General features: G+C 58.0%; 26 protein-coding genes, 3 tRNA genes and 1 pseudogene. 13 read left to right on the top strand and 17 right to left on the bottom strand.

Going from position 1 to position 25,924, the window contains the following annotated elements:
- Window positions 1-52 precede the first annotated feature (52 nt).
- The 6 genes from RBH71_RS20115 to RBH71_RS20090 all read right to left on the bottom strand — a co-directional run bounded on the left by RBH71_RS20115 (window position 53) and on the right by RBH71_RS20090 (window position 5,374).
- Window positions 53-127, bottom strand: a tRNA-Glu gene (locus RBH71_RS20115).
- Between the two features lie 451 nt (window positions 128-578).
- A tRNA-Glu gene (locus RBH71_RS20110) sits at window positions 579-653 on the bottom strand.
- Window positions 654-1,100: 447 nt separating this feature from the next.
- Entirely contained in the window at window positions 1,101-1,874 is a 774-nt protein-coding gene (locus RBH71_RS20105; protein WP_003515372.1) for an amino acid ABC transporter ATP-binding protein, read from the bottom strand.
- Between the two features lie 12 nt (window positions 1,875-1,886).
- Entirely contained in the window at window positions 1,887-3,044 is a 1,158-nt protein-coding gene (locus RBH71_RS20100; protein ID WP_003515371.1) for an amino acid ABC transporter permease, read from the bottom strand.
- A gap of 3 nt (window positions 3,045-3,047) precedes the next feature.
- Entirely contained in the window at window positions 3,048-4,244 is a 1,197-nt protein-coding gene (locus RBH71_RS20095) for an amino acid ABC transporter permease (RefSeq protein WP_003515368.1), read from the bottom strand.
- 107 nt (window positions 4,245-4,351) lie between these two features.
- Window positions 4,352-5,374 (bottom strand): amino acid ABC transporter substrate-binding protein, encoded by a 1,023-nt coding sequence (locus tag RBH71_RS20090; RefSeq protein ID WP_003515366.1) that lies wholly within the window; start codon window positions 5,372-5,374, stop codon window positions 4,352-4,354.
- Window positions 5,375-5,750: 376 nt separating this feature from the next.
- On the opposite strand from RBH71_RS20090, the gene RBH71_RS20085 reads away from it, so the two are divergent.
- On the top strand, window positions 5,751-6,938 hold the full coding sequence (locus RBH71_RS20085) for a cystathionine beta-lyase (protein WP_323687466.1): 1,188 nt from the start codon (window positions 5,751-5,753) through the stop codon (window positions 6,936-6,938).
- 2 nt (window positions 6,939-6,940) lie between these two features.
- On the opposite strand, the gene RBH71_RS20080 is transcribed toward RBH71_RS20085, so the two are convergent.
- Entirely contained in the window at window positions 6,941-8,110 is a 1,170-nt protein-coding gene (locus RBH71_RS20080) for an FAD-dependent monooxygenase (protein WP_003515362.1), read from the bottom strand.
- Between the two features lie 29 nt (window positions 8,111-8,139).
- Entirely contained in the window at window positions 8,140-8,385 is a 246-nt protein-coding gene (locus tag RBH71_RS20075) for a zinc-finger domain-containing protein (RefSeq protein WP_003495891.1), read from the bottom strand.
- 170 nt (window positions 8,386-8,555) lie between these two features.
- Here RBH71_RS20075 and RBH71_RS20070 point away from each other — a divergent pair, with 170 nt between their 5' ends.
- The 3 genes from RBH71_RS20070 to RBH71_RS20060 all read left to right on the top strand — a co-directional run bounded on the left by RBH71_RS20070 (window position 8,556) and on the right by RBH71_RS20060 (window position 10,655).
- Window positions 8,556-9,332, top strand: coding sequence for an alpha/beta fold hydrolase (locus RBH71_RS20070; RefSeq protein ID WP_025593509.1), 777 nt, complete (start codon window positions 8,556-8,558; stop codon window positions 9,330-9,332).
- A 143-nt stretch (window positions 9,333-9,475) separates the two neighbouring features.
- Complete coding sequence (gene cysE, locus RBH71_RS20065) at window positions 9,476-10,300, top strand: serine O-acetyltransferase (protein ID WP_003515358.1); 825 nt, start codon at window positions 9,476-9,478, stop codon at window positions 10,298-10,300.
- Window positions 10,301-10,451: 151 nt separating this feature from the next.
- Window positions 10,452-10,655, top strand: a complete 204-nt coding sequence (locus tag RBH71_RS20060; RefSeq protein WP_003515356.1) for a DUF3126 family protein — start codon at window positions 10,452-10,454, stop codon at window positions 10,653-10,655.
- Window positions 10,656-10,709: 54 nt separating this feature from the next.
- On the opposite strand, the gene RBH71_RS20055 is transcribed toward RBH71_RS20060, so the two are convergent.
- Window positions 10,710-12,104 carry a cytochrome P450 gene (locus tag RBH71_RS20055; protein WP_323687465.1) on the bottom strand — a complete coding sequence of 465 codons (1,395 nt, stop codon included), beginning with the start codon at window positions 12,102-12,104 and terminating at the stop codon, window positions 10,710-10,712.
- A 111-nt stretch (window positions 12,105-12,215) separates the two neighbouring features.
- Here RBH71_RS20055 and RBH71_RS20050 point away from each other — a divergent pair, with 111 nt between their 5' ends.
- Window positions 12,216-12,881: a TetR/AcrR family transcriptional regulator gene (locus RBH71_RS20050; RefSeq protein ID WP_080580965.1), complete on the top strand. Its 666-nt coding sequence runs from the start codon at window positions 12,216-12,218 to the stop codon at window positions 12,879-12,881.
- Window positions 12,882-12,977: 96 nt separating this feature from the next.
- Here RBH71_RS20050 and fdhA read toward each other — a convergent pair whose 3' ends face one another.
- A complete protein-coding gene (gene fdhA, locus RBH71_RS20045; protein WP_003515352.1) occupies window positions 12,978-14,168 on the bottom strand; it encodes a formaldehyde dehydrogenase, glutathione-independent in 1,191 nt (396 codons plus the stop codon).
- 304 nt (window positions 14,169-14,472) lie between these two features.
- Entirely contained in the window at window positions 14,473-15,345 is an 873-nt protein-coding gene (locus RBH71_RS20040; RefSeq protein ID WP_003515351.1) for an ATP-binding protein, read from the bottom strand.
- A gap of 207 nt (window positions 15,346-15,552) precedes the next feature.
- Between RBH71_RS20040 and yajC the strand changes: the two genes are divergently transcribed.
- From yajC to RBH71_RS20015, 5 genes are all read left to right on the top strand, one after another.
- The gene (gene yajC, locus RBH71_RS20035) at window positions 15,553-15,900 is read left to right on the top strand and encodes a preprotein translocase subunit YajC (protein ID WP_003515350.1); all 348 of its coding nucleotides are present in this window, start codon (window positions 15,553-15,555) and stop codon (window positions 15,898-15,900) included.
- 79 nt (window positions 15,901-15,979) lie between these two features.
- Window positions 15,980-18,544, top strand: a complete 2,565-nt coding sequence (secDF, locus tag RBH71_RS20030; protein ID WP_003515348.1) for a protein translocase subunit SecDF — start codon at window positions 15,980-15,982, stop codon at window positions 18,542-18,544.
- On the top strand, window positions 18,544-18,936 hold the full coding sequence (locus RBH71_RS20025; RefSeq protein WP_003515346.1) for an Mth938-like domain-containing protein: 393 nt from the start codon (window positions 18,544-18,546) through the stop codon (window positions 18,934-18,936). The genes secDF and RBH71_RS20025 overlap by 1 nt, the downstream gene beginning before the upstream one ends.
- 23 nt (window positions 18,937-18,959) lie before the next feature.
- Window positions 18,960-19,805: a phytoene/squalene synthase family protein gene (locus RBH71_RS20020; protein WP_003515344.1), complete on the top strand. Its 846-nt coding sequence runs from the start codon at window positions 18,960-18,962 to the stop codon at window positions 19,803-19,805.
- Window positions 19,806-19,966: 161 nt separating this feature from the next.
- Window positions 19,967-20,425, top strand: coding sequence for a hypothetical protein (locus tag RBH71_RS20015; protein ID WP_003515343.1), 459 nt, complete (start codon window positions 19,967-19,969; stop codon window positions 20,423-20,425).
- Window positions 20,426-20,439: 14 nt separating this feature from the next.
- Here RBH71_RS20015 and RBH71_RS20010 read toward each other — a convergent pair whose 3' ends face one another.
- From RBH71_RS20010 to lipB, 3 genes and pseudogenes are all read right to left on the bottom strand, one after another.
- A complete protein-coding gene (locus RBH71_RS20010; protein ID WP_162632360.1) occupies window positions 20,440-21,375 on the bottom strand; it encodes a DMT family transporter in 936 nt (311 codons plus the stop codon).
- Between the two features lie 75 nt (window positions 21,376-21,450).
- A complete protein-coding gene (locus RBH71_RS20005) occupies window positions 21,451-22,518 on the bottom strand; it encodes an NAD(P)-dependent alcohol dehydrogenase (protein WP_003515339.1) in 1,068 nt (355 codons plus the stop codon).
- Between the two features lie 69 nt (window positions 22,519-22,587).
- Window positions 22,588-23,318, bottom strand: a pseudogene (lipB, locus tag RBH71_RS20000) (lipoyl(octanoyl) transferase LipB).
- A gap of 189 nt (window positions 23,319-23,507) precedes the next feature.
- Here lipB and RBH71_RS19995 point away from each other — a divergent pair.
- Window positions 23,508-23,592: transfer RNA gene (locus tag RBH71_RS19995), tRNA-Leu, on the top strand.
- A gap of 216 nt (window positions 23,593-23,808) precedes the next feature.
- On the opposite strand, the gene RBH71_RS19990 is transcribed toward RBH71_RS19995, so the two are convergent.
- Window positions 23,809-23,997, bottom strand: coding sequence for a hypothetical protein (locus RBH71_RS19990; protein WP_080580964.1), 189 nt, complete (start codon window positions 23,995-23,997; stop codon window positions 23,809-23,811).
- A gap of 196 nt (window positions 23,998-24,193) precedes the next feature.
- Here RBH71_RS19990 and RBH71_RS19985 point away from each other — a divergent pair, with 196 nt between their 5' ends.
- Window positions 24,194-24,619, top strand: a complete 426-nt coding sequence (locus RBH71_RS19985) for a PAS domain-containing protein (protein ID WP_003515332.1) — start codon at window positions 24,194-24,196, stop codon at window positions 24,617-24,619.
- 76 nt (window positions 24,620-24,695) lie between these two features.
- Here RBH71_RS19985 and RBH71_RS19980 read toward each other — a convergent pair whose 3' ends face one another.
- Complete coding sequence (locus RBH71_RS19980) at window positions 24,696-24,863, bottom strand: Thivi_2564 family membrane protein (protein ID WP_003502827.1); 168 nt, start codon at window positions 24,861-24,863, stop codon at window positions 24,696-24,698.
- Between the two features lie 121 nt (window positions 24,864-24,984).
- Between RBH71_RS19980 and RBH71_RS19975 the strand changes: the two genes are divergently transcribed.
- Complete coding sequence (locus RBH71_RS19975; RefSeq protein WP_003515329.1) at window positions 24,985-25,413, top strand: OsmC family protein; 429 nt, start codon at window positions 24,985-24,987, stop codon at window positions 25,411-25,413.
- Window positions 25,414-25,416: 3 nt separating this feature from the next.
- On the opposite strand, the gene RBH71_RS19970 is transcribed toward RBH71_RS19975, so the two are convergent.
- Window positions 25,417-25,911: a peptide deformylase gene (locus tag RBH71_RS19970; protein ID WP_003515327.1), complete on the bottom strand. Its 495-nt coding sequence runs from the start codon at window positions 25,909-25,911 to the stop codon at window positions 25,417-25,419.
- Window positions 25,912-25,924: the final 13 nt, after the last annotated feature.

The raw sequence follows: 25,924 nt of genomic DNA, 5'->3' as shown, positions 1-25,924 counted from the left end.
CACATCACGTGAAGATTTGAACGCATAATACTGATTTTCAAGGAGAAGCAAGTGGCACGCCCTAGGGGAGTCGAACCCCTCTTTTCAGAATGAAAATCTGACGTCCTAACCGATAGACGAAGGGCGCGTGCGCTTGTGGTGTGGCGCCCTTATAGTCAGGCTCCCGTTGCTCCGCAAGCGGAAAAATTGATTTTTTCCGCTTCGTGACGAGTTTTTTTATGGAGGCCGGAACGGCTGTGGAAAACTGCGCCGGGACTGGCCAAGGCCTTGAAATTTCGCCGCTATCACGGCGCGCCGGCAATGCCTTCATGACTCGTGGAAGGCCTCGGGGTGTGGTTCTCCAACCCTTAGCTGACATCTGCTGCCCGCCAGAAAGAACCGATACTGTGATTTGGCTGGAAGGGGAAAGGCAAGCCGGTCGATTTGCCCGCTGGCGCTTCATCCGGCTCGCCTTCCATCGGGGGGACAGCACTCAAACGTATCGCCCGGGAATCGGTTCCGGCGCATCGATCACGCGTGACGAATTCGCTGTCTGCGAAGCTGCTTTATATTTTCGAAGGGGCAAACACGAAGGCAAGTGGCACGCCCTAGGGGAGTCGAACCCCTCTTTTCAGAATGAAAATCTGACGTCCTAACCGATAGACGAAGGGCGCGTGCGCTTGTGGTGTGGCGCCCTTATAGTCAGGCTCCCCGTGGTCCGCAAGCGGAAAAATGCATGATTTGACAAAAAAATGACATTGGCTGTCAGAACCCTTGGAAAACAAGGATTTCCGTTTCGTAACAAATGGTTAAACCGAGGTCAGCTTGGCAGTTTCAGTGCTTCTCGCGGATGAAGAACGATGTGAAACGACGATTTGCAGGGGCCGGTGATTCACTCAACGGGGCTTCTGGTGCGAAAGAAGCCATCAAAATGAATGGCGAACCTTGCCAAACATTCCGGCGTCACCCTTGGGGTTTTCCCGAGATCTGCAACCACTCGATTTTGTTGACTTAGATCCTTAGAACAAGCCCATGGATGAGGTCGAGCGTGGAGAGGCTGTCGTCAAATGAAAACGGGGCCGAAATGGCCCCGTTCCATGATGTTAGCTGATTGCAGCGTTTCAATGCAGGATCTGGCTGAGGAACAGCCTCGTGCGCTCGTGCTGGGGATTGTCGAAGAATTCGGCAGGCGAATTCTGTTCGACGATCTGGCCCTGGTCCATGAAGATGACGCGGTTTGCGACCTGGCGGGCAAAGCCCATTTCGTGGGTCACGCACAGCATCGTCATGCCGTCTTCGGCGAGGCTGACCATGGTATCAAGCACTTCCTTGACCATTTCCGGGTCAAGCGCCGAGGTCGGCTCGTCAAACAGCATGATCTTCGGCTTCATGCACAGCGAGCGGGCGATCGCCACGCGCTGCTGCTGACCGCCGGAGAGCTGGCCAGGGTATTTATGCGCCTGTTCGGGGATCTTGACGCGCTTTAGATAGTGCATCGCCACTTCTTCGGCTTCCTTCTTGGGCATCTTGCGAACCCAGATCGGCGCCAGCGTGCAGTTCTCGAGAATCGTCAGGTGCGGGAAGAGGTTGAAGTGCTGGAACACCATACCGACTTCACGACGCACCTCATCGATCTTCTTCAGGTCGTTGGTGAGTTCGATACCGTCGACGTTGATCGTGCCCGACTGATGTTCTTCCAGCCGGTTGATGCAGCGGATCATGGTCGATTTGCCCGATCCCGAAGGGCCGGCGATGACGATACGCTCGCCCTTCATCACCTTCAGGTTGATGTCGCGCAGGACGTGGAAGTCGCCATACCACTTGTTCATGCCGACGAGTTCGATTGCCACGTCCGTTGTCGAAACGGCCAGTTTTTTTGTTTGGGTTTCTGCCATTTTGAGCGTCCCTTATCGTTTATGCCCGGTGTCGAGGTGCCGTTCCATGAACAGCGAATAACGCGACATGCCGAAGCAGAATATCCAGAATATGAACCCGGCGAAAATATAGCCCGTCATTGCGGTGACAGGTGTCGCCCAGTTCGCATCCGATTGGTTGAGTGTGACAATGCCAAGCAGGTCGAACATGCCGATGATCGAGACCAGCGACGTGTCCTTGAAAAGACCGATGAAGGTGTTGACGATGCCCGGAATGACGAGCTTCAGCGCCTGCGGCAGCACGATCAGCCGGGTTTTCTGCCAATAGTTCAGGCCGAGCGAGTCTGCCCCTTCATATTGCCCCTTCGGGATGGCCTGCAGGCCGCCACGGATCACCTCCGCCATATAGGCGGACGAGAAGAGCGACACGCCGACCAGAGCGCGCAGGAACTTGTCGAAGGTCCAGCCGTCGGGAAGGAACAGCGGCAGCATGATGCTGGCGAAGAACAGGACGGTGATCAGAGGAATACCTCTGATAACTTCGATGAAAAGCACGCACAGCATTTTGATTACCGGCAGGTTCGACCGGCGGCCAAGCGCCAGAAGAATGCCGAAGGGCAGGGACACTGCAATTCCGAAGAAAGACAGGATCAGGGTGACCATCAGGCCGCCCCAGAGCTGCGTTTCCACCACGGGCAGGCCGAAGACGCCGCCGATGAGGAGGAAAAACGCAATGACTGGCAGGATGATGAAAAGCGCCAGCGCATTGAGCCGCTTGAATGGCGCTTTCGGAATGAGCATTGGCACCAGGAGGATGGTGAACATGACCATCACAAGGATAGGACGCCAGCGCTCATCGATCGGGTAACGGCCGAACATGATCTGGCCGAACTTCGCCGAAACGAAGGCCCAGCATGCGCCGGACTCGCCATCGGCCAGCGCACCGCCCTGGGAGGCGGTGAGGCAGGCGATGCGATCCGTACCGGTCCATACCGCGTCTACGAACAGCCACTTGAAGATTGGTGGCAGAAGATAGGCGAGGAACGCGATGGCAAGAACCGTAAGGACGGTGTCCTTCGGCGTGGCGAAAAGTTTAGTGCGCAGCCAATGGCTGATACCAACCGCGCTTGAAGGCGCGGGTTTGGCTTCTTCAATGGTGTGGCGCACGAACGCGTGGTTGCTGATCGTCATCTATTATCTCTCCACCAGGGCCATTTTCGCGTTCAACCAGTTCATGACCACGGCCGTGAGAATGGACAGCGAGAGATAGAGAACGAGCCAGATAGCGACAACTTCGACCGCCTGTCCCGTCTGGTTCAGGATCGTGCCGCCAACGGAGACGATGTCGGCGAAACCGACCGCGACCGCAAGCGATGAGTTCTTGGTCAGGTTGAGATACTGGCTTGTCAGCGGCGGGATGATGATGCGCATCGCCTGAGGAACGACGATCAGACGTGTCGTCGTGCTGGCGCGAAGACCCAATGCCTCCGCTGCCTCGGTCTGCCCTTTTGCCACGGCCTTGATGCCGCCGCGAACGATCTCGGCGATAAAGGAAGCAGTGTAGAAGGAGAGCGCCAGAAACAGCGACATGAATTCAGGTGCGACGACCGAACCGCCTGCAAGGTTGAACCGCCCGGCAATCGGGTAATCGAATGTCAGGGGTGAGCCGAGCGCGAGGAATGTCGCAGCCGGAAGGCCGATGATGAGAAGTGTTGCGGTGATGCCGGTGCGGAACTGCTCACCGGTTCTTTCCTGCCTGGCCTTCGCCCAGCGATAAATGAAGACGCTGATGACGATGGCGACCACAAAAGCGAGCGGTATCAGCCATGTCCCTTCGCCCCAGAGAGGCTTTGGAAAGAAGAAGCCGCGATTGTTGAGGTAGGTCCCAAGTGGAAGCTGCAGCGAATCGCGGGCCTGAGGCAGAACGGAGATGACGCCCTTGTACCAGAAGAAGATAACAAGCAGGGGCGGGATGTTGCGGAAGATTTCCACATAGGCCTGCGCCAGCTTCGAGATTAGCCAGTTGTTGGACAGCCGGGCGATACCGACGATGAAACCGATGATCGACGCGGCGATGATGCCAAAAAATGCGACCTGAATTGTGTTGAGAATACCAACGAGCAATGCCCGGCCATAGGTCGCATCGCTGGTGTAAGCGATCAGCGACTGGCCGATATCGAAGCCGGCTCTTCCATTGAGGAAGCCGAAGCCGGACGAAATGTTTGACCGTTGAAGATTTGTGATCGTATTCGTCACGATGATCCAGACGAAGGCGGTCAGGATGACGACTGTCAGAACCTGATAAAAAATTCCGCGTATGCGTGGATCGTAAATGAGTGACGACGCGCTTTGCGCGCGCGATCGTTGCGAACTGACCGCGTTGCCTGCCATAGGCACCTTTCCCTTTTATATGCTCTTTGCGAGCTTATTCTATAATTTCAAGTGGAGGCCGGGCATTGCCCAGCCTCCCTTCAGTCCTTAACCAACGATAGTGCCGATCAACGAACCGGCGGTGCGTATTGCAGGCCGCCCTTGGTCCAAAGCGCGTTCTGGCCACGCTCGATCTTCAGCGGCGAGCCGGCACCAACGTTACGGTCGAAGACTTCGCCGTAGTTGCCGACCTTCTTGACGATGTTGTAGGCCCAGTCGTTCGTCACGCCGAGATCGGTACCGATCTTGGTGCCTTCTTCAGTGCCAAGCAGACGCTTGATATCAGGGTTGGCGCTGTTCTTCTGCTCGTCGACGTTTTTCGACGTGATGCCCAGCTCTTCTGCGTTGACCATCGCGTAGTGAACCCACGTCACGATGTCGAACCACTGGTCGTCGCCCTGGCGAACGGCCGGTCCAAGCGGCTCCTTGGAGATCACTTCAGGCAGAACGATGTTGTCATCGGGGTTCTTCAGCTTGAGACGGATAGCGTACAGACCGGACTGGTCGGTGGTGTAAACGTCGCAACGGCCGGAATCATAAGCCGAAGTCGCATCGGATTCCTTTTCGAAAACAACCGGGTTGTACTGCAGGTTGTTGGTCTTGAAGTAGTCGGCAAGGTTGAGCTCGGTGGTCGTGCCGGTCTGAACGCAGACGGCGGCGCCGGAAAGCTCAAGCGCGGACTTCACGTTGAGGCCCTTCTTGGCGATGAAGCCCTGGCCGTCATAATAGTTGACGGTACGGAAGTTGAAGCCGAGCGATGTGTCGCGGCTGATCGTCCAGGTGGTGTTACGGGTCAGAACGTCGACCTCGCCAGACTGGAGAGCCGGAAAACGGTCCTTGCTCGAAAGAGCGACAAATTTAGCCTTCGTAGGATCGCCGAAAACCGCAGTGGCAATACCGCGGCAATAGTCCACGTCGATGCCGGACCATTCGCCCTTGTCATCGGGATTGGAAAATCCCGGAATGCCAGCGCTCACGCCGCAGGTGACGAAACCTTTCGACTTCACGTCCTGAAGCGTCGCAGCCGAAGCGACCGAGGCTCCTCCCAAAACTGCTGCGCCGATAACGGCCGACAGAATTGCCTTTTTCATTTTTCCCAACCTTTGTTTGTTATCGTCAATCGGAAGAGGACCGGCATATTGTTTTTGCCCCAGCTCCCCCCTTCAGCAGATCTTTTCGATCCGCTTTTTCTATCACAATCGTAATTGGCAGCGGGGTCAAGACATGCTGACAATAATTGTGCCTATAAAACGGAATTTTCCAAATTTTGGTCGGGAAGTGTGCAAAGGGTGAAAATATAAGCATATTTTTGCGGAAAAATACACTTGCACGATTTTTGTATACTTCTTGTATGCTGTTGCCGGGTGGATCAATCCTCCCATCTACGAATGTTCTGCGGGACTTGACCTTGCCTCCGGCTCTCCGCATTGTCGCTCGCGTCAATATCCCTTCGAAAGCTGATCTGAAATGACCAAGACCAATGACCTGCTTTCCACCGCAGGTATGAATACGCGCCTGACCCATGGCGGCAACGATCCCGCCGACTGTTTCGGTTTCGTCAATCCGCCCATCGTGCGCGGTTCTACCGTGCTTTTCCCCGATGCCGAGACGCTTTCGACCGAAAACCAGAAATACACCTATGGCACCCACGGCACGCCGACGACCGATGCGCTATGCAATCTCGTCAACGAGCTGGAAGGTTCTTTCGGAACCATTCTCGTGCCATCGGGCCTTGCAGCGATCACCGTGCCGTTCCTCGCCTATCTTGGCGCCGGCGATCATGCGCTGATCGTCGATCCGGTTTATTTTCCCACACGCCGCTTCTGCAACACGATGCTGAAGAAGCTTGGTGTGGAGGTGGAGTATTACGACCCGGCCATCGGGACGGGTATCGAAGCGCTGATCCGCCCGAATACCAAGCTGGTGCATCTTGAAGCGCCGGGTTCCAATACCTTCGAGATTCAGGACGTTCGGCTGATCACCGAGATCGCCCACAGGCACGATTGCGTCGTGACGATGGACAATACCTGGGCGACACCGCTTTATTTCAAGCCGCTCGATTTCGGTGTCGATGTTTCCATCCATGCCGCCACCAAATATCCGTCAGGTCATTCCGATGTCCTGATGGGCTTTGTTTCCGCCAATGAAAAGCACTGGAAGACGCTTTATCAAGCGAACACCAATCTTGGCATCTGCGTGACGCCTGATGACGCCTATCAGATCCTGCGCGGCATGCGCTCCATGGGCATTCGGCTTGCGCACCACCAGAAAAGCGCCCTCGACATCGCCACCTGGCTGGAAAGCCGCGACGACGTCGTGAGCGTTCTGCATCCGGCGCTGCCGAGCTTTGCCGGGCACGAACTCTGGAAGCGCGATTTCAAGGGCGCGAGCGGCGTATTTTCCTTCGTGCTGAAGGCCGAAGAGGGCAAATACAAGCAGACTGCGGCGGCATTCCTGAATGCGCTGACCTTCTTCGGGCTCGGCTATTCCTGGGGTGGATACGAATCGCTTGCCGTGTCGGTGTCGCTTGTCGACAGGACGATTGCCAAAGGCCCGTCGGAAGGTCCGGTCATCCGTCTGCAGATAGGGCTTGAAGATATCGCCGACCTCAAGAAGGATCTCGAGGCCGGGTTTGCTGCGGCAGCCGCGGTCTAACCTCAGCCTTTGGCGCGGTAGCCGTATAGCCAGTCGAAGTCCTTCAGGAAGGCTTCCCTCGGACGTGTCGAGAAGACGAAGTCCCGGGCAAGCCGAACCGGGCCTGTGGCGTGATAGGCGAAACGATTGAGAGAGGCCCGCTTGCGGGCCTTTTCTATGCGCGGCAGACGCAGGGCTTCGAAGGCGGCAAGGGCCTGTGGTACGGGCAGGGATGTTCCGGTCAATGTGCCCGCCAGTTCAAATGCATCCTCGATGGCCATCGCCGCCCCCTGTGCGGCAAAGGGCATCATCGCGTGGGCAGCGTCGCCGATCAGCACCGTATCGCGACTATTGTGCCAGCGTCCGGGACCGGCCTGATAAAGTGGCCAGAAGGTCGGATTTTCCGACGATGCCAGCAGCCGAACGATATCCGGGCTCCAGCCGCGAAACTGCGCGAGCAGCATGGCTTTCTGTTGGCCGCTCGATTCCGCCCGCCATGTTGCGCCGGGATCGGCGCCGAGCGCGATGGCGACGATGTTGAAGCCGCCGACTTCCTTCAGCGGGTAGGCGACGATATGGCCACCCGAACCGAGATAGGCGGTGACGGCGCTTTTGTTGATGGCTGACGGCACATCTTTTGCCGCGACCGTGAAGCGCCAGGCAATATTGCCGGAGAAGGTGGCTGTGGGGGCGGAGGGGACAGCGAAACGGGCCGCGGACCAGACACCGTCTGCGCCGACGATCAGGTCGTGATCGCGGAACGTGGTTGCAGCGATGACGTCTGTCGTCGCGTTTTCGATACGTTTGCCAAGATGCAGGCGGCAGAGCGGATTGCGCGTTACCGCATTGAGAAGCGCGTTTTGCAACGTCGAGCGATGCAGCACGCCGTAAGGTGCGCCCCAGCGTGTGCGGGCCGTCGCATCCACGGGCAAGGACAGCAACGTGGCAAGCGATTTGCCATCGGCCAGATCGACACTGACCGGCTCGGTCCAACGCGCCTCTATCTCAGCCATCACGCCGAGTTCGGCAAGGATGCGGGCGGCATTGGGCGATACTTGCAGGCCCGCACCGACTTCCGTCAGTTCGCCGGCCTGTTCAACGATGTCAGAGCTGATGCCCTGGCGGGCAAAAGAGAGCGCTGCGGTGAGACCGGCGATGCCGGCACCGACGATGGCTACGGATTTGATGGGCATGTCGCGCCCCGATCAGGAAATGTGGAAGGTCAGGCGGCCTTCACATGGAAGACGCAGCCTGGAGGATTGGTCTGCTCGGCCTTCAGCGACGGATTGTAGCGGTAAAGGGTGGAGCAATAGGAACAGACCTTCTCGTTGTCGTCGCCCATGTCGATGAAGATGTGGGGATGATCGAAAGGCACCGAAGCGCCGGTGCACATGAATTCCTTGACGCCGATCTCGATCACGCTGTGTCCGCCATCGTTCTGGAAGTGGGGAATGGAATGCCCGGCCATGTTCGTCTCCAAATGCAATATCGTGGTTAAGCCGCAGGTCGTCATCGAGCATGGGCTTATTGCTGCGGATATGTAGCCTCAAACGCATTGCATCTCCATAAAAATCGTCAGGAAAACATGTTCAAAATTGCGATTTCCTGCCATATGGTCCGGCAAAAAGGATGTCCTTGATGAATCTCAACATGCCGCAATTTTCCGATTTTTCCCATGACGGCCTTCGCCTTGCCTATTTCGATGAGGGTGATCCGGCGGGCGATCCGGTTCTGTTGATTCACGGCTTTGCCTCCAGCGCCAACGTCAACTGGGTGCATCCAGGCTGGCTGAAAACGCTTGGTGACGCCGGTTACCGGGTGATTGCTATCGACAATCGCGGCCATGGCGCAAGCGACAAGCCGCATGATCCGCAAGCCTATTATCCGCCCGTCATGGCCGGCGATGCGGTGGCGCTGCTTAATCATCTCGGCATCGCGGAGGCTCATGTGATGGGCTATTCCATGGGCGCACGCATTTCGGCCTTTCTGGCGATGGCACATCCGGAGCGTGTCCGCTCACTGGTTTTCGGCGGACTTGGCATCGGCATGGTGGAAGGTGTGGGCGACTGGGATCCGATCGCCGAAGCGCTGCTGGCCCCCTCGCTCGATGTCGTCACGCATGAGCGCGGCCGCATGTTCCGCGCCTTTGCCGACCAGACGAAAAGCGACCGGCTGGCACTCGCCGCCTGTATCGAGACGTCGCGTGTCCTCGTCAGCCGCGAACAGGCCGCAAAGATAGATGCGCCGACGCTGATCGCGGTCGGAACCAATGACGATATCGCCGGATCAGGTGCCGAACTTGCGGCGATCATGCCGCATGCGCGCGCTATCGACATTCCCGGCCGTGACCACATGCTGGCCGTTGGCGACCGGGTGTTCAAGGCGGCGGTTCTGGAATTTTACCGCAGCCTTTGATGGGTGGCGGCAAGAAACGGTTTTTCATGCTGCATGAAGAAAAACTGAAGCCTTGCCGCCTTTAAAGTCGTCATTCGAATCCCATTTCTTATGCACGTCTTTTTCTGTATAAAGAACGACTACTGCAAACGAGGAGACCATTCATGGTCGCACGTACCGAGGCCCGTCAGCCGGAACAGCTGGCGATCGTCGATCCGATCTGGGGCAGCCTGCTGCATGAAGCGCGAAGCGCCGTGGCGCAGGACCCGCTGCTTTCGGCTTTCCTTTATTCGACAATCCTCAATCACCGGTCTCTGGAAGAATGCGTGATTTATCGCATCTGTGAACTCCTCGATCATCCCGATATGCAGGCCGTTCTTCTGCGCCAGACCTTTCAGGACATGCTGGATGACTGGCCCGAATGGGGCAGCGTGCTGCGCGTCGATATCCAGGCGGTTTACGATCGCGATCCGGCCTGCACGCGCTTCATGGAGCCGCTCCTTTATTTCAAGGGGTTTCAGGCCATCCAGACGCATCGCCTTGCCCATTGGCTGCTGCAAAAGGGCCGCAGGGATCTGGCGCTTTATCTGCAAAGCCGCTCGTCCAGCATTTTCCAGACGGATATCAATCCGGCAGCACGCATCGGCAAGGGCATCTTCCTCGATCATGCCACCGGGCTTGTGGTCGGCGAGACGGCCGTTATCGGCGACAACGTTTCCATCCTGCATGGCGTGACGCTTGGCGGCACCGGCAAGGAGGGGGCGGACCGTCATCCGAAGATCGCCAATGGCGTGATGATCGGAGCGGGCGCGAAAATCCTCGGTAATATCGAGATCGGCAGTTGCTCGCGCATCGCCGCCGGTTCTGTGGTGCTGAAGCCGGTCCCGCCGAAGACCACCGTTGCCGGTGTGCCGGCGCGGGTGGTGGGAGAGGCAGGGTGTTCCGAACCCTCGCGCCTGATGGATCAGGTCATCGGAGCCGATATCTGACGGGTCCGATATTTCCTCAATCGTCCGTGTGGAAGGCTCCGCGTGAAAGACATGGCCTGTGAAAGACATTGGCGATGTGCCGCTTTCACTTTACTTTCGCCTTTGTCCCATGCCAAAAGCGGCGCAACCCGAACCGCACAGGAGAATAGTGGTGAAAGCCGACGAAATCAAAAAACTCGACGCCTATTTCAAGCGCACCTTCAATGAAAAGATGGTTGTGAAGGCGCGTCCCCGTAAGGACGATTCCGCCGAAGTGTATCTTGGCGAAGAGTTCCTTGGCGTTGTCTACATCGATGACGAGGACGGCGACCGCTCGTACAACTTCTCCATGGCAATCCTCGACGTCGATCTCTGATCGTCACTGCCCGGTGACGGGTGTTTTCCCGGATTAATAGTCGCCCGCGGTGGTTCACGCCGCGGGCGATTTGTTTTTGCGGTCGGTGATACGCATCATCAAGCGGCTTTGCGGCCGCAACGTCACCCTCATCAGTGGCTCCGCCGGACTTGCCGATCTGTTTTCGAGATGGACGTTCTGCAACAGCACCGCCAGGATCGACACGGCCTCCATCATCGCAAATGCATTGCCGATGCAGACACGCGGACCTGCACCGAAGGGCATGTAGGCGTAACGGTGACGCGCCTTGGTCTTTTCCGGCTCGAAGCGGGAAGGGTCGAAACGTTCCGGTTCGTCCCATAGCGCCGTGTGCCGGTGGACAGCGTAGATCGGCACATAAAGAACGGTTCCGGCAGGAATATCATGGTCGCCGAGCTTGAAATCCTGCAACGCCGTGCGGGTGACCACCGGGGCAGGTGGGTAAAGCCGCATCGCCTCGGAAAATACCTGTCTGGTATAGGTCAGTTGGGCGATGTGCTCGGCGGCGACGGGATTTCCACCCGTGACGGCTGCGATTTCCTCAACGACTTTCCGCTCCACGTCGCTGTGTTGCGACAGCAGATTGAACGTCCATGCCAGACCGAGCGCAGTCGTTTCGTGACCGGCGGTGATGAAGGTGAGCAGATTGTCGATGATTTCCTTGTCGCTCATCATGCGTCCCGTCTCGGGGTCCTTCGCCTGAAGTAGCATGGACACCAGATCGTTTCTCTCGACGGGGTTCTGCCGCCGGTCCGCAATCACCGTCGACAGGCTGGAGCGCAGATAACCGACAGCGGCCCGGGCCTTGCGCCGACCGGGGTGAGGGAGCCATTCCGGTGCGCCCAGCATGGCGAGCGCGAAGGTCCAGCCTGTCGGTTTCAGATAGTCGGTGATGCTTTGCTCCACGCGCCCGATATCGATCCCGTGGCCGCCGGACATCATGGTCTCAACGATGATGTCGAAGGTGGTCCGCATCATTTCATGGCCGATATCGATGTCACCGAAAGGAGATCCGCGCCAGCGTCTGCCGGTTCGCTCCGCCGCCTCGATCATGACGGGTAGCAGTTCCAGCAGTTTTTCGTGCCGGAAGGCGGCGGCAACGGATTGCCGTTGCCATTTCCAGTGATCGCCATCGGCGGTCAGAAGGCCCTGTCCGAGAGCGGGGCCAAGCGCGCGGCGCACGTCCTCACCCTTGCCGAGCAGATGAGCGTTCTTGACGAGGGCCTCATGAATAAGGACAGGATCGGCAAGATGGACGCGCATCGTACCGCCGACACGGATAAACACCGCCGGTTCGTAGAAAATCTCCGGTGGCAATGCGTTCAGCGGATTGCGGATGAGTGAGAGGGCCAAACGTGCTGTGGCGAATTTCGATACGGGTGCCGCAGCGGATGTATCCGGGAGCGGGGTGCGAAGGTCGGTTCCGGGCATGGACAGGTCCTTTATTCGCGTTGAACACTCAAATTTATTTGTTAAGGTGTGTACCTTATTTTATTCATTTAAGGTGTGCACCTTAGGTTTCAATAGCGGGGTCCGATATCAATGAAGAAAAGCGAGGCCGGACGATCGACGGGGCGTCCTTCCCCCACACGACAGAGAATAATCGCTGCCGCACTCCAACTATTTAACGAGAGGGGGCCTGATCACGTAACCACAGCCGAGATCGCAAGGGCAGTGAATATCAACGAGGGTAATCTTTATTATCATTTCCGCACCAAGGAGGCATTGGTGCTGGCGCTGTTTGCCCTGTTCGAGACCGACGCGCTGGCGGTTGTCGCAAAGATCGACGAAGAGGACGAAGTTGCCGCATCGACATATGCTGGCTTTCTGCGGCTCTGGTTTTCGCTGGTGTGGAACTACCGCTTCCTGTTTCGTGATCTTGTCGGCCTTCTTTCCTCCGCACCTGCGCTGGTGGAGCCGGTTCGCGGCATAAGCGCGGCAATGCGATTTGCCGTTGATGATATCGTCAGCCGGATGGAGAGGGCAGGGCTTGCAGAGATTCCAGAAACCGAGCGGGCGGCCCTTCTTACCAATCTATGGATCGTCTCGACCTATTGGGCGGCTTATCTCAACCTTCAGGAAGGGGTCACCGAATTCGGGCCGCAGCAACTGGACTGGGGACTTCGGCAGGTGTCCAGCCTGTTTCGACCCTATCTCTCACCATTGGCCACCTCCGAGCTGGAGGCGATGCTTGAAGTTGATCCATGATTTCACCTGATGGTGACAATGTGAATGCTGGCAAAAACGCCCGCGACAATATCTATCGCGGGCGTTTCCCATCTCGCGGGTCTTAAGCCGCCGTTATCAGGCCGACTTCAGCAGATCGCCGTGCGGATCGAGCACGAACTTGGTTGCGGCACCCTGGTCGAAGCTTTCATATCCCTGTACGGCGTCGTCGAGTGCGATGATCTTGGCGTTGACGATGTCGGCAATGGGCAGGCGGTCGTGCAGGATCGACTGCATGAGCTGGCGATTGTATTTCAGCACCGGCGTCTGGCCGGTATGGAAAGATTGTGCCTTGGCCCAACCGAGACCGAAGCGAAGCGACAGGCTACCCTGTTTTGCTGCGGCATCGACCGCACCTGGGTCTTCGGTGACGTAAAGGCCGGGAATGCCGATCGAGCCGGCGGCACGGGTGATTTCCATCATCTGGTTGAGAACGATGGCCGGCTGTTCGCCGCCCGAATGGCCACGCGCTTCGAAACCGACGGCATCGATGGCGCTGTCGACCTCGTTGGTGCCGACGATCTCGGCAATCATGTCGCCCAGCCGGTCGCCCTTGGAAAGATCGATGGGCTCGAAGCCGACCTTGGCGGCGTGCGCAAGGCGATCCTTGTTGAAATCACCGATCATGACGACGGCGGCACCGAGAATACGGGCAGACGCGGCAGCCGCCAGACCGACCGGACCGGCGCCAGCGACATAGACCGTGGAGCCGACACCGACGCCGGCCTTGACCGCGCCATGAAAGCCGGTCGGCAGGATGTCCGAGAGCATGGTGAGGTCGCGGATCTTGGACATTGCCCTGTCGCGGTCGGGAAATTTCAGAAGGTTGAAGTCGGCATAGGGAATGGTCACGTATCTGGCCTGTCCGCCGATCCAGCCGCCCATATCGACATAACCGTAGGCGCCGCCGGCACGGGCGGGGTTCACCGTCAGGCACACGCCGGTATCCTGCGACTTGCAGCAGCGGCAGCGACCGCAGGCGACGTTGAACGGCACCGAGACGATATCGCCGATATCAAGCATCTCGACGTCGACGCCTTTTTCAATGACTTCGCCGGTGATCTCATGGCCAAGGACGAGGCCGGGCATCGCCGAGGTGCGGCCGCGCACCATATGCTGGTCCGAACCGCAGATATTCGTAGAAATAACCTTGAGAATGACACCGTGCTCGATACGGCGGCCATCCGGCGCCTCCAGCTTCGGATCATCGATGTCGCGGACCTCGACCTGGCCGGGGCGCAAATAGACGACGCCTCTGTTTTTGCTCATATCCATCTCCTCCTTGGGTTGAACACCAATACCGGCCCGCTCCTCCGCGGACAGGATATCGTCAAAACTCATGCGCGGACCCGTATGCGGCTCGCGTGGAATCTCAATCGGCGAAGGGATGGAAAGAAGAACAATCGGCGCGTCTGGACAAACGTCGCCTGCCTCTTGATCACCGCCCGCCGCAGATACCCGGCATTATGCCGGATATGTGCAGCAAACCATTTGGCGGGCGATGTGGCGGTCGGGAATACGACAACGCCTATAGCCGCAACGACACCGGCTCTCGCCAGATGTCACGGTGGCGTTATCTGTCGATCGATTTTCTCAGGCGCCCGGCGGCATCCTGAATATATTGCCAGGCGACGCGACCGGAGCGGCCGCCGCGCGTGGTCGCCCATTCCAGCGCCTCGTGATGCAGGGTTTCGCGATCAAGGCCGAGATCGAAATGTTCGGCATAGCTGTCAATCATCGTCAGATAGTCTTCCTGGCCGCATTTGTGGAAGCCGAGCCACAGGCCGAAGCGGTCCGAGAGCGAGACCTTTTCCTCAACAGCTTCCGAAGGGTTGATGGCGGTCGATTGCTCGTTCTCCATCATGTGGCGCGGCAGAAGATGACGGCGGTTGGACGTGGCATAGAACAGCACATTGTCCGGACGCCCCTCTACGCCGCCATCGAGGGCTGCCTTCAGCGACTTGTAGGCCGTGTCGTCGTGATCGAAGGAGAGGTCGTCGCAGAAGACGATGACGCGTTCGCCGGAAGCTTTCAATATATCCAGCAAGGCGGGCAGGGTGTGGATATCTTCGCGATGCACCTCGACCAGCTTCAAGGGAACGCCGCTTGCGGCGCGCACATCTTCGTGAACGGCCTTGACCAGCGAGGATTTGCCCATGCCGCGTGCGCCCCAGAGCAGCACGTTGTTGGCGGGAAAACCATCGGCAAAACGCAGTGTGTTCTCGTGCAGGATATCGCGCACATGATCGACGCCGCGAATGAGTTTCAGCGCAATGCGGTTCGGACGCGAGACCGGCTGCAGAAAGGAATTGACCGGCGTCCAGACAAAGCAATCCGCCGCATTCCAGTCGTTCACGGCAGGTGCCGGGCCTGCCAGCCGTTCCATGGCGACGTTAAGCCGGCGCAGTTCGGCAAGAAGCAGGGTGGCCGTCTCTTCTCGAATCATGGTGCTTCTTCCGCTTATCCGATGTTCATAACGATGTTTTCAACCCGGCCTAGCATGGCGTTTCAGGCCCATAAAGGTTAAGAGGTCCGGAATCGGTACGGCGTGGCTTCTGCATCTGTTGCATTCCCGGCGTTCCCCACTATATTCCGGCGGCTTGAAAGCTGGGGCGGCATACGAGGTCGTGCTGTAATCGTTGAGGAGTTTTATATGTTCATTAGTCAAGCTTTTGCCCAGGACACGGCGGGCGGCGCGTCTGCATTCGGTTCCGGCCTTGAGATGCTTTTCCTGTTTGCACCGCTTATGGTGGTCTGGTACTTTTTCCTCATTCGCCCGCAGCGCGCGCAGATGAAGAAGCGTCAGGAAACGTTGACCAATATTCGCCGTGGCGATCAGGTCGTTCTTGGTGGCGGCATCGTTGGCAAGGTGACCAAGGTCATCGACGACAATGAACTCGAAGTCGAAATCGCCGAAGGCGTGAAAATCCGTGCCGCTCGTGCTTACATTGCCGAAGTGCGCGTGAAGGGCGAAGTGGTCAAGACGGAAGCCGCTTCCTGATCCTGCCGGATAATTGAACGTCCGCTTCCGAATTTGACGGGTTGCGCATCGCGCAACCCCAACCCTGACCGAGATCGAAATGCTTCATTTTTCCCGTTGGAAAACAGTCTTTATCTGGTTGCTTGTGCTGGCAAGCGTCTTCATCGCATCTCCCAACCTGTTTTCGGACAAACAGCTGGAGGGCATGCCTGCCTGGTACAAGGACAACAAGGTAACGCTCGGTCTCGACCTTCAGGGCGGCTCGCACATCATGCTCAAGATCGAGCGTTCCGACATCGTCAAGGAACGGCTTGAAACGATCGTGGGTGACGTGCGCACGCAGCTTCGCGACGCCAACATCCGCTATTCGGGGCTTACCGGCAACGGCCAGCAGATCCAGGTTCGCATCAGCGATCCCGCTCAATATGAAGCGGCGAAAACCGCGCTTCGCGACCTGACGCAGCCGGTGTCCGCCGGAACGCTGGTCGGCGGTTCCATCACAGAAGTGACGATGAACGACGGCGGCGACAATCTGCTGCGGCTCAACCTGACCGATGAAGGCGTGGATTATCGCCTGTCCTCGGCCGTGTCGCAGTCCATCGAAGTCGTGCGCCGCCGCGTTGACGAAGTCGGCACCACCGAACCTCTCATCCAGCGTCAGGGTTCCGACCGCATCATCGTACAGGTGCCGGGCCTCCAGGATCCGCAGCGCCTGAAATCGCTTCTCAACCAGACGGCAAAGCTGTCCTTCCGCATGGTCGATACCACCATGCCGGTGCAGGAAGCGATGAATGGCCGTCCGCCCGCGACCTCAGAGGTTCTTTATTCGCAGGACGATCCGCCGGTTCCCTATCTGGTGGAACGCCGCGCGCTCGTTTCCGGCGACAACCTCGTCGATGCGCAGGCAAGCTTCAACCAGCAGACCAACGAACCCGTCGTCACCTTCCGTTTCGACAGCCGCGGTGCGCAGCGCTTTGCGCAGGCGACGCAGCAGAATGTCGGCAAGCCTTTCGCCATCGTGCTCGACAATCAGGTCATTTCCGCACCTGTCATCCGTGAGCCGATCATCGGCGGTTCGGGACAGATTTCCGGCAGTTTCTCGGTTCAGGGCGCCAACGACCTTGCAGTCCTGCTGCGTGCGGGCGCACTTCCGGCCACGCTGACCGTGGTTGAGGAACGCACCGTCGGTCCGAGCCTTGGTAACGACTCCATCACCGCCGGCCTCACGGCAAGCGCCATCGGCGCCGTCGGCGTCCTCATCTTCATGTTCGTCTTTTATGGCTTCTTCGGCCTGCTTGCGAACATCGCCCTCATCGTCAACGTGGTCATGCTGATCGCCGTCCTCAGTGTGATCGGATCTACGCTCACCTTGCCCGGTATTGCGGGTATCGTCTTGACGATCGGTATGGCGGTGGACTCCAACGTTCTGATCTACGAGCGAATACGCGAAGAGGTGAAGAGCGGAAAACCGCTGATCCAGTCACTGGATAATGGTTTCACACGCGCCTTTGCGACCATTATCGACGCCAACCTGACGACGCTGATCGTTGCAAGCGTGCTGTTCTACATGGGCACGGGTCCGGTCAAGGGCTTTGCCGTTACGCTTGCGGTCGGTATCATCACCACCGTCTTCACGGCCTATACGCTGACGGCCTGGATGTTTGGCTACTGGGTTCGCCGCAGCCGTCCGAAACATCTGCCGAAGGGTGTACGCACCGCCATGTTCGACGGTCGCGACATTCCGTTCATGCGTTATCGCCGTGTAGTTTTCATGATCACCGGTGTGATCATGCTCGCCTGCGTCGGTGGCTTCGTGGCCAAGGGCCTGAACCTCGGCATCGATTTCCAGGGCGGCTCGGTTATCGAAGTGCGCGCCAAGCAGGGTGAGGCCGATCTCGCAGATATTCGCGAGCGTCTGAACCAGCTGAACCTCGGTGAAATCCAGGCACAGAATTTCGGCACGCCGCAGGACGTTCTCATCCGCATTCAGGCGCAGGACGGCGGCGAAAATGCCGAGCAGTCGGCAATCACCCTGGTGCGCGGCGAGTTGCAGGACAAGTATGATTTCCGTCGCGTGGAAGTCGTTGGTCCGGCCGTGTCCGGTGACCTGACCGTGACCTCCACGATCGGCGTTGTGCTCGCCATGGCGGCGATCATGATCTACATCTGGGTTCGCTTCGAGTGGCAGTTTGCACTGGGTGCGGTCATCTCGATGGTGCACGACGTGGTCTTCACCATCGGCCTGTTCGTCTTCCTGGGTATAGAGTTCAACCTGACCAGTATCGCGGCGATCTTGACGATTATCGGTTATTCGCTGAACGATACGGTGGTCATCTACGACCGTGTCCGTGAAAACCTCCGGCGATACAAGAAGATGCCACTTTCGATGATCATCGACGTCTCGCTGAACCAGACCCTTTCGCGCACGATCCTTACTGGTCTGACCGTGCTTCTGGCACTGCTGGCACTGTATCTGTTCGGTGGCGAGGTCATCCGTTCATTCACCTTCGCCATGTTGTTCGGCGTCGGTATCGGCGTGTTCTCCTCGGTCTATATAGCGGCTCCGGTGCTGATCGCCTTCAAGCTGCGTCCCGACAGCAAGGATGCGGAAGACGAGAAGGATGAGAAGTCCGGCAATGCCATTGGCGGCAAGCCTGCCGTCTGATGGCCGGCGGGATTGAAATACGCCCGGCCCATTTTCCCGGCCGGGCGCCCATCGATGCCTATGGCAATGGCGGTTTCCGTTTTGCAGACATGTCGCACCGCGGCTCTCTCCTGTTGTTGCCTTCCGGCATTCACGGCTGGAGCCCGGTTGATGTGAAAGAATTGACGCTTGAGCATTTCGACAAGGTTCTGGCTGATGCGCAGGATATCGAGGTGCTTTTGATCGGCACGGGTGATGGCATGCGGGTCTTGCCGAAGGAATTGCGCGAAGCCTTCAGGCAAGCGGGCATTTCGGTCGATCCGATGAGCACGGGTGCTGCCGTGCGCACCTATAATATCATGCTTTCGGAATCGCGCGCCGTGGCTGCGGCGCTGATTGCCGTCGAAGGCTGACAGGACGTTTCGCGCGGGGAAACATGGCACCCACAGAGAATCTAGACGTCTGCCTCGCGACGCTGCGCGACACCGATCGCGACCGCTATCTCGCGTGCCTTCTGTCTCCGGCCGACAAGCGCGCAGCGCTTGCCGCGCTTTATGCCTTCAATGCCGAAATTGCCCGAATCCGCGATTCCGTGCGCGAGGCGCTGCCTGGCGAAGTTCGTATGCAATGGTGGCGCGATCTCCTTGATGGCAATGCGCATGGGGACAGCCAGTCTCACCCCGTTGCTGCCGCTCTTTTGTTGGCGATCGAGCAATATCGCCTGCCGCGACCGGTTCTTGCCAATATGATCGAGGCGCGCATCTTCGATCTTTATGACGATCTGTTCGTGGATCGTAACGCGCTCGAAGGCTATGCGGGGGAGACCGCCTCGGCATTGATCCAGCTGGCGAGCCTTGTGCTTTCGCCGGAAGACACTCCAGCAAGTGCGGAAGCTGCGGGACATGCGGGGGTTGCGCAGGCTATGGCCGGCATTCTAATGCTGATGCCGCTGCACCGTCGTCGTGGGCAGGTCTATATCCCCGCGGATATGCTTGCGGCTGCCGGGCTTGATCGCGAGACGTTTCTGGAAGGCGACGACAAACAACGCATCGGCATCGCCATCGAGATTTTTGCAACGCACGCGCTTGATCACATCGAGAAGGCGAGACGCGCCAAGATGTCCCGGAATGTCTTTGCGGCCTATCTTCCCGTTGCCTTGTCCGGCCCGGTCATCGCCGCTGCCAGAAAGGCGGGAGCGGGCGTGTTTGAAGGCGAAGTGCAACTGTCGCAGCTTCGCCGGCAATGGCTGCTGGCAAAGGCGTCTTTCCTCAAGCGTTTCTGATTGCTCGAACTGCACATCGCGCAGACAGATCGGAGCAATTTTCGCGTCGAGGCAGGAAGAGCCATACTTCACGCAAGCCTCGGTGTTTAAGAGCTTGAGCCGGGTTCGCATCGTTTCGATCCGCGAATCGCGATGTTTCGGTGCTGAGGGAGCCTTCCCGCATGAATATGGCGGTCTGGATAATCGTTTTCGTGCTGCTTGCGGTCTTCGCTGTTTATGCCTGGCGCATGACACGGGCAACGGATGAGGACAATAACCACGATGTGGGGCAGGCGATCATGGATTTTGCCCGCGCGTTTCCCACCGAGGCGATCAGAAGCCTGCATATGACGGTGGATGGCGGCGCAGCCTTCGTGCGGCTGCACGACAACAAGGCCGGCTTCATGCGCAATATGGGATCCCATTATGTGTGCCTGATGATCGATCCCGAGCGGATAAGGGTCGAGAGTCTGGAAAGCGGTGACGGTTTCGTCGTCACGTTTTTCGATACGCCGAAATATAGCGGCTCATACCGCTTCAAATCCGCCGGAGAGGCCGCCGAGGTTTCGCTGTGGCTGCTCGGTAGCCTTGTGGAGGCGCAGGACCATCACGACGAAGGACCGCAGCCCTCGGGCGCCTGAAAGCGTTCTGGGCGTCATTGTCCGTCGAGCGGCGGGTTCGCTTCCGTCTGCACACGCTCGCGCCAGATGATGAAAAGGCCGGATGCAACGATGATGAGGATGCCGAGCCATTTCGATGGCGTCGGAAAATCCGAAAACAGCGCATAACCGAGAACCGTCGCCGAGATGATTTCGAAATACTGGAATGGTGCCAGAAGCGACAGCGGCGCCAGCCTGAAGGCCCTGACGATCAGGAGATGCATATAGCCGGATATCGACCCTAACACGATGAGCAGGGTGAGGGTGAAGCCGGATTGCGGAAGCGAGATCGCGAAATCCTTGTCACCGTAGGCGTCGCCGGCCAGAAGGGCTGCCGCCATGAACACCGTGCCGGCAATGCCGGACATGGTCTGCATGACAAGCGGACTGTCGGCATCGCCGATGGCGCGGTTAAGGAACAGGTAGAGCGTGTAGAGAAATGCGCAGGCGACGGGCAGGAGCGATGTCCAGCCGAAATTCTCAAAACTCGGCTGAATGACGATCAGAGCGCCGCCGAAACCCACCGCAATCGCTGTCCAGCGTTTCCAGCCGACCCTGTCGCCGAGGAAGAGGGCCGACATCATCGTCAGCATGAATGGCTCGACGAAATAGATGGCAAAGACATCGGCAAGTGGCATGTATTTGACGGCGGCGAAGAACATCAGGCTGGCACTGGCATGCAGCACGCCGCGCAGGCAGTTCATCCACGGTCGTCTGGCGCTGAACAGCGCTTTGGGTGAGACCAGCAGCAGCAGGGGCAGGGTGCACAGAAGCTGGAAAAAGAAGCGGTAGAAAGTGACCTGCGCCGGTGACATTCCGCCGCTCACCGCCATGTATTTGGCGATGGCATCCATGACGGGCAGCACGAACATGCAGCCCGCCATGATCATCATGCCCTTGGCGACATCGTTCAAACCGGTCTGGCTGGTCATGGGTAGGGCTGCGCTTTCAACCAAAAGGTCCGACGAGGAAACGGGAGCGCCAGAGGGCGCTCCCCCTCGACGAGGTCAGGCGGCCTTCTGGCGTGGCAGGCTCTTCATATCAATGACGAAGCGATAACGCACATCGCTTTTTATCATGCGTTCATAAGCCTCATTGATCTGATCGATATTGATCATCTCGATTTCGGCGGCGATGCCTTTTTCGGCGCAGAAATCCAGCATTTCCTGGGTTTCGGGAATGCCGCCAATCATCGAGCCGGCGAAGGTCTTGCGGCCGGGGATGAGGCTGAATGCGTGCACCGATAGCGGCTTCTCAGGCGCTCCGACCTGCACCAGTGCGCCATCCCGCTTCAGCAACGCAAGATAGGCGTTGATGTCGTGGTCGGCGGCAACCGCGTCGATGATAAGATCGAGGCTGGAAGCCGCTTTCTTCATCTGGTCGGCATCGCGTGAAACGATCACCTCATGGGCACCGAGCTTTTTCGCGTCTTCTGCCTTGCCGGGGGAGGTGGTGATCATCACGACCGTAGCGCCCATGGCATTGGCGATCTTGACTGCCATATGGCCGAGGCCACCGAGACCGACGACGCCGATACGCTTGCCGGGACCTGCATTCCAGTGCCGCAGCGGCGAATAGGTGGTTATGCCGGCGCAGAGCAGGGGTGCTGCGGCTGCTGGATCGAGCCCTTCGGGGATCCGCAGCACATAGCGATCATCGACGACCACATGGGCAGAATAACCACCAAGCGTATGTGCGCCGCCGCCCATGGCCTTGTCAGGCGAGTTATAGGTGCCGGTCATGCCGTTTTCGCAATATTGCTCCAGCCCTTCGGCGCAGCTTGCGCATTCACGGCAGCTGTCGACGATACAGCCGACGCCGACGCGGTCACCCGCCTTGAATTTCGTGACCTGCGCGCCCACCCGACCGACGCGGCCGATGATTTCGTGGCCGGGGACGCAGGGGTAGAGAGAACCCGGCCATTCGCTGCGGGCCGTATGGATATCGGAGTGGCAGACGCCACAGAACTCGATTTCGATTTCGACATCGCGCGGGCCGGGATCGCGACGCTTGATGGTCGCGAGCTTCATCGGCGAAGAACCGTCATCGCAGGCATAGGCTGACGTTGTGAACATTGTCGTTCCTCCTCTTGTGGTGATCGATATTGCATGCACTGGCAGGCGATAAAAAAGTTGCGGCGGGTTTCAGCCGCCGGAGCCGGCTTCGGGCACTGCCGGGCCAAAGACCTCCTCAAAGGCTTCTCGCAGCAGAACATCGACATCGCCGATCATAACCGGCAATCCAAGATCGACAAGGCTGGTCACGCCATAGGCGCTGATGCCGCAGGGAACGATGCCGGAAAAATGCGCGAGGTCGGGATCGACATTGATCGACAGCCCGTGAAAGCTCACCCATTTGCGCAACCGGATGCCGAGCGCGGCGATCTTGTCCTCGGCCATGCTACCATCGGGAAGCAGGGGTTTTTCCGGACGCCTGACCCAGACGCCAACCCGGTCTTCGCGCCGTTCGCCACGGACATTCATCTTGTCGAGCGTGCGGATGATGACATTCTCCAGCGCGGCAACATAGGCGCGGACATCCTGGCGCCGGCGTTTCAGGTCGAGCATGACGTAAACGACGCGCTGTCCCGGCCCGTGATAGGTATATTCGCCACCGCGACCGGTGGCGAAGACCGGAAAACGCTCCGGCTCGATGAGGTCGGCAACATCGGCACTGGTGCCTGCCGTGTAGAGTGGCGGGTGCTCCAGAAGCCACACGAGTTCGTCGGCCTCGCCATTGGCTATGGCGGCAACTTCGCGTTCCATCTCTTCTATTGCCAGTTCGTAAGGCACGAGACCTTCCGAGATCGCCAGCGAACAGGCGGCGAGCCGGGAACGGGCAGCATATTTGTCTCGATATCCGTGCGTGTGAGCATGAAAAAGTCCTTTCCACAGCCTTCTCGCAAAATGATGAGAAGGCTGCAACCCCAGCATTTCCGGGCTTCCTGCATATAGGGTGGGCCGGGCCGATTTTTAATTTCAAAAAACTGTCACGACGCTCTTGTGCACCCAAAATCCTTTTGCTACATGCACCCCCGTCGGCGCAAGTCGACGCCTACCACGATGCGGTCGTGGCGGAATTGGTAGACGCGCAGCGTTGAGGTCGCTGTGGGGCAACCCGTGGAAGTTCGAGTCTTCTCGACCGCACCAAAGAAACCCGCTTCGGCGGGTTTTTTCTTTTTCTGCCAATCGTTTGGCGCTGCATTCTCCCAAAAAATTTGAAATATTTGACGTCGATGAAATCCGTCAATTGCTTTAGACGAGCTGAAGCGCGTCCGGTTTAAACAAACCACTGGACGCGCTCGTGATCTCTGGTTCCACGTATTTTGGCACGTGAAACCGTTATGCAATTTTGCTGGAGCTGCTTCAGCGCCGAATGATATTCGAAGCCGTGCCGTTGTCCTGATGATTACCGTCACCGACCCGGTAAGGATCGCCATCCATGACTTGATCCATCCGCCATCCGCTTCCGCGATAAGGACTTTCCCATGTCTGGCACCCGGCGAGAAAAACAGTTACCGACAGCAATCCAAAAGTAAGAGCGGTTCGCAGCATATGAGCCTCCTTCGAAATTTCATTACTTGCTCATGTAGGTGCAAGCGGTTGGCTTTGCGACGGTTTCCCTGAAATTATCGTGCTTTCAAAACCGGCCCACTGATCATTCGTCAATAAATTTCGGTGGATATCGATACACGTTGTAGTAGCCGGTTAAATACCCCCTCAAAACAAGGGGTGGAATATTAGAGGTCTGATGTTAGCGTTTGTCAGAAAAAAAGGTCTGGAGGTTTTCGTGCAGGGGGACAAGGCGGATTCAGACAATGCGCTCGGCTATTATATGTGGAGCATTTCCGACAATAGGTTGATCATGGACACCGTCACCGCGGAGTGTCATGGCTTTTCCGAAGCGGTGGCATCGCGAGGTGTGTCGATTGAGGATATTCTCGAAAGAATTGATGTGGAAATGCGCGATCAGGTGGCGCGGGCAATTTTCGAAAGCATCACTACCGGCGTGTTTTTCGACCAGCGCTACAAGGTGCATCTGCCTGATGGTTCCATCCGCTGGATCGTGGCGAAGGGCAGGGCGATTTTCGATGCTGAAAATACGCCGTTTCTCGGTCTTGGCAGCGTTCGTGATATCACTCTCAAAAAAACCTACCAGTTCGAGCCGCGCCAATAGCTATCGAGTGTCATGAAAAATGGCGCAAAAAAGAGGCGGCTTTCGCCGCCTTTTTCTGTTCGCACGCTACGGGATATCAGAAGACGGCGAGATATTTCAGCAGAGAAATAATGCCGATGATGATGACGATGACTTGCGCGATCTGTTTCGCGCCGCCGCCGACTGGCAGTCGTGCGATGAGCCACAAGACGAGCACGATCACCAGGAAGGTGATCAGAATGCTGACGAGCGTAGATGTAACCATAGGTCCCAGCTCCCTGTATAATAAAGGTTCAACGGTCGTTCACCGTTGTGTGAGTAAAAAGCGCCAGACAGGTTTTGGTTCCATGCGATTGGTTGCACGCGATTAAATTAGGAATATTTGAATGATAGATGGTGGAAAGGTGAAGTTGAGGCCGGTTGGCGCCACCGCCAAGGTCGGGCGGCTTGGTCGCCCACTGATTTCGACAGTGACCGGCGGCGCCCTGGAAATTGTGACGGGTGTCTCTGAACCGGGCTTCAATCCGATCGACCTCCTTTATTCGTCGCTTGCAGCATGCCTGGCGCTCAGCGCCCGGATTGCGGCGAGCCGCATGGGGTTACTGGACGGCTTCGAGAGCGTGCTCGTTGACGTTTCCGGTGAGAAATCCGCGCAGGAGCCCTATCGCATCATCCGTTTTGATATCAGGATGGAGATTGCCGGGAGTTTCGATGAGGCGACGCGCGCCGCAATTGCCCATGCGGCCGAAGATATCTGCACCGTCAGCAACACTTTGAAGGGCGACGCGGACTTTGCTCTTTCGATCGCTAGCTGATCGTCACGGCTTTCGGGATTTTTCCCATTTCTTCACAAGCCGGTCGCGTTTCAGCTTCGACAGGCGCTTCAGCCAGAACACACCATCCAGCTGGTCGATCTCGTGCTGGATGCAGATGGCGTGAAATCCCTTGGCGCTCTCTCGATGTTCCACGCCCGCTGCGTCCTGAAACCTCACCTCGACCTCAGACGGACGTTCCACCTCTTCGGTGAAGCCCGGCATTGAGACGCTGCCTTCCACATGCCGCATGGTCTGCGCGGAGTGACTGACGATTTCGGGATTGATGTATGTCAGCACGGTTCCCGGTGTCAGCTCAAGCACGAAGACGCGCTGTTTTACACCGATGTGAGCCGCTGTGATGCCGACGCCGGGGGCGGCGCGCATGGTGTCGATCAGGTCCGTGACCAGATTTTGCAGGTGGTCGTCAAAAACAGTGACCGGCGCGCAAATCTCTGAAAGACCGGCATGGGGGTAGGGCAGGATCGGCCTGATTGCCAAGGAATGCTCCGTT

Origin of the sequence: Rhizobium sp. AN68, assembly GCF_030758035.1 — a bacterium.
Lineage (GTDB): Bacteria > Pseudomonadota > Alphaproteobacteria > Rhizobiales > Rhizobiaceae > Agrobacterium > Agrobacterium tumefaciens.
This window is presented reverse-complemented; position numbering and strand designations above follow the sequence as displayed.

Coding starts and splice junctions, on each gene's coding strand:
- RBH71_RS20105 (WP_003515372.1), bottom strand. CDS start 1,874: ATGGCAGAAACCCAAACAAAAAAACTGGCCGTTTCGACAACGGACGTG.
- RBH71_RS20100 (WP_003515371.1), bottom strand. CDS start 3,044: ATGACGATCAGCAACCACGCGTTCGTGCGCCACACCATTGAAGAAGCC.
- RBH71_RS20095 (WP_003515368.1), bottom strand. CDS start 4,244: ATGGCAGGCAACGCGGTCAGTTCGCAACGATCGCGCGCGCAAAGCGCG.
- RBH71_RS20090 (WP_003515366.1), bottom strand. CDS start 5,374: ATGAAAAAGGCAATTCTGTCGGCCGTTATCGGCGCAGCAGTTTTGGGA.
- RBH71_RS20085 (WP_323687466.1), top strand. CDS start 5,751: ATGACCAAGACCAATGACCTGCTTTCCACCGCAGGTATGAATACGCGC.
- RBH71_RS20080 (WP_003515362.1), bottom strand. CDS start 8,110: ATGCCCATCAAATCCGTAGCCATCGTCGGTGCCGGCATCGCCGGTCTC.
- RBH71_RS20075 (WP_003495891.1), bottom strand. CDS start 8,385: ATGGCCGGGCATTCCATTCCCCACTTCCAGAACGATGGCGGACACAGC.
- RBH71_RS20070 (WP_025593509.1), top strand. CDS start 8,556: ATGAATCTCAACATGCCGCAATTTTCCGATTTTTCCCATGACGGCCTT.
- cysE (WP_003515358.1), top strand. CDS start 9,476: ATGGTCGCACGTACCGAGGCCCGTCAGCCGGAACAGCTGGCGATCGTC.
- RBH71_RS20055 (WP_323687465.1), bottom strand. CDS start 12,104: ATGCCCGGAACCGACCTTCGCACCCCGCTCCCGGATACATCCGCTGCG.
- RBH71_RS20050 (WP_080580965.1), top strand. CDS start 12,216: ATGAAGAAAAGCGAGGCCGGACGATCGACGGGGCGTCCTTCCCCCACA.
- fdhA (WP_003515352.1), bottom strand. CDS start 14,168: ATGAGCAAAAACAGAGGCGTCGTCTATTTGCGCCCCGGCCAGGTCGAG.
- RBH71_RS20040 (WP_003515351.1), bottom strand. CDS start 15,345: ATGATTCGAGAAGAGACGGCCACCCTGCTTCTTGCCGAACTGCGCCGG.
- yajC (WP_003515350.1), top strand. CDS start 15,553: ATGTTCATTAGTCAAGCTTTTGCCCAGGACACGGCGGGCGGCGCGTCT.
- secDF (WP_003515348.1), top strand. CDS start 15,980: ATGCTTCATTTTTCCCGTTGGAAAACAGTCTTTATCTGGTTGCTTGTG.
- RBH71_RS20025 (WP_003515346.1), top strand. CDS start 18,544: ATGGCCGGCGGGATTGAAATACGCCCGGCCCATTTTCCCGGCCGGGCG.
- RBH71_RS20020 (WP_003515344.1), top strand. CDS start 18,960: ATGGCACCCACAGAGAATCTAGACGTCTGCCTCGCGACGCTGCGCGAC.
- RBH71_RS20015 (WP_003515343.1), top strand. CDS start 19,967: ATGAATATGGCGGTCTGGATAATCGTTTTCGTGCTGCTTGCGGTCTTC.
- RBH71_RS20010 (WP_162632360.1), bottom strand. CDS start 21,375: ATGACCAGCCAGACCGGTTTGAACGATGTCGCCAAGGGCATGATGATC.
- RBH71_RS20005 (WP_003515339.1), bottom strand. CDS start 22,518: ATGTTCACAACGTCAGCCTATGCCTGCGATGACGGTTCTTCGCCGATG.
- RBH71_RS19990 (WP_080580964.1), bottom strand. CDS start 23,997: ATGCTGCGAACCGCTCTTACTTTTGGATTGCTGTCGGTAACTGTTTTT.
- RBH71_RS19985 (WP_003515332.1), top strand. CDS start 24,194: ATGTTAGCGTTTGTCAGAAAAAAAGGTCTGGAGGTTTTCGTGCAGGGG.
- RBH71_RS19980 (WP_003502827.1), bottom strand. CDS start 24,863: ATGGTTACATCTACGCTCGTCAGCATTCTGATCACCTTCCTGGTGATC.
- RBH71_RS19975 (WP_003515329.1), top strand. CDS start 24,985: ATGATAGATGGTGGAAAGGTGAAGTTGAGGCCGGTTGGCGCCACCGCC.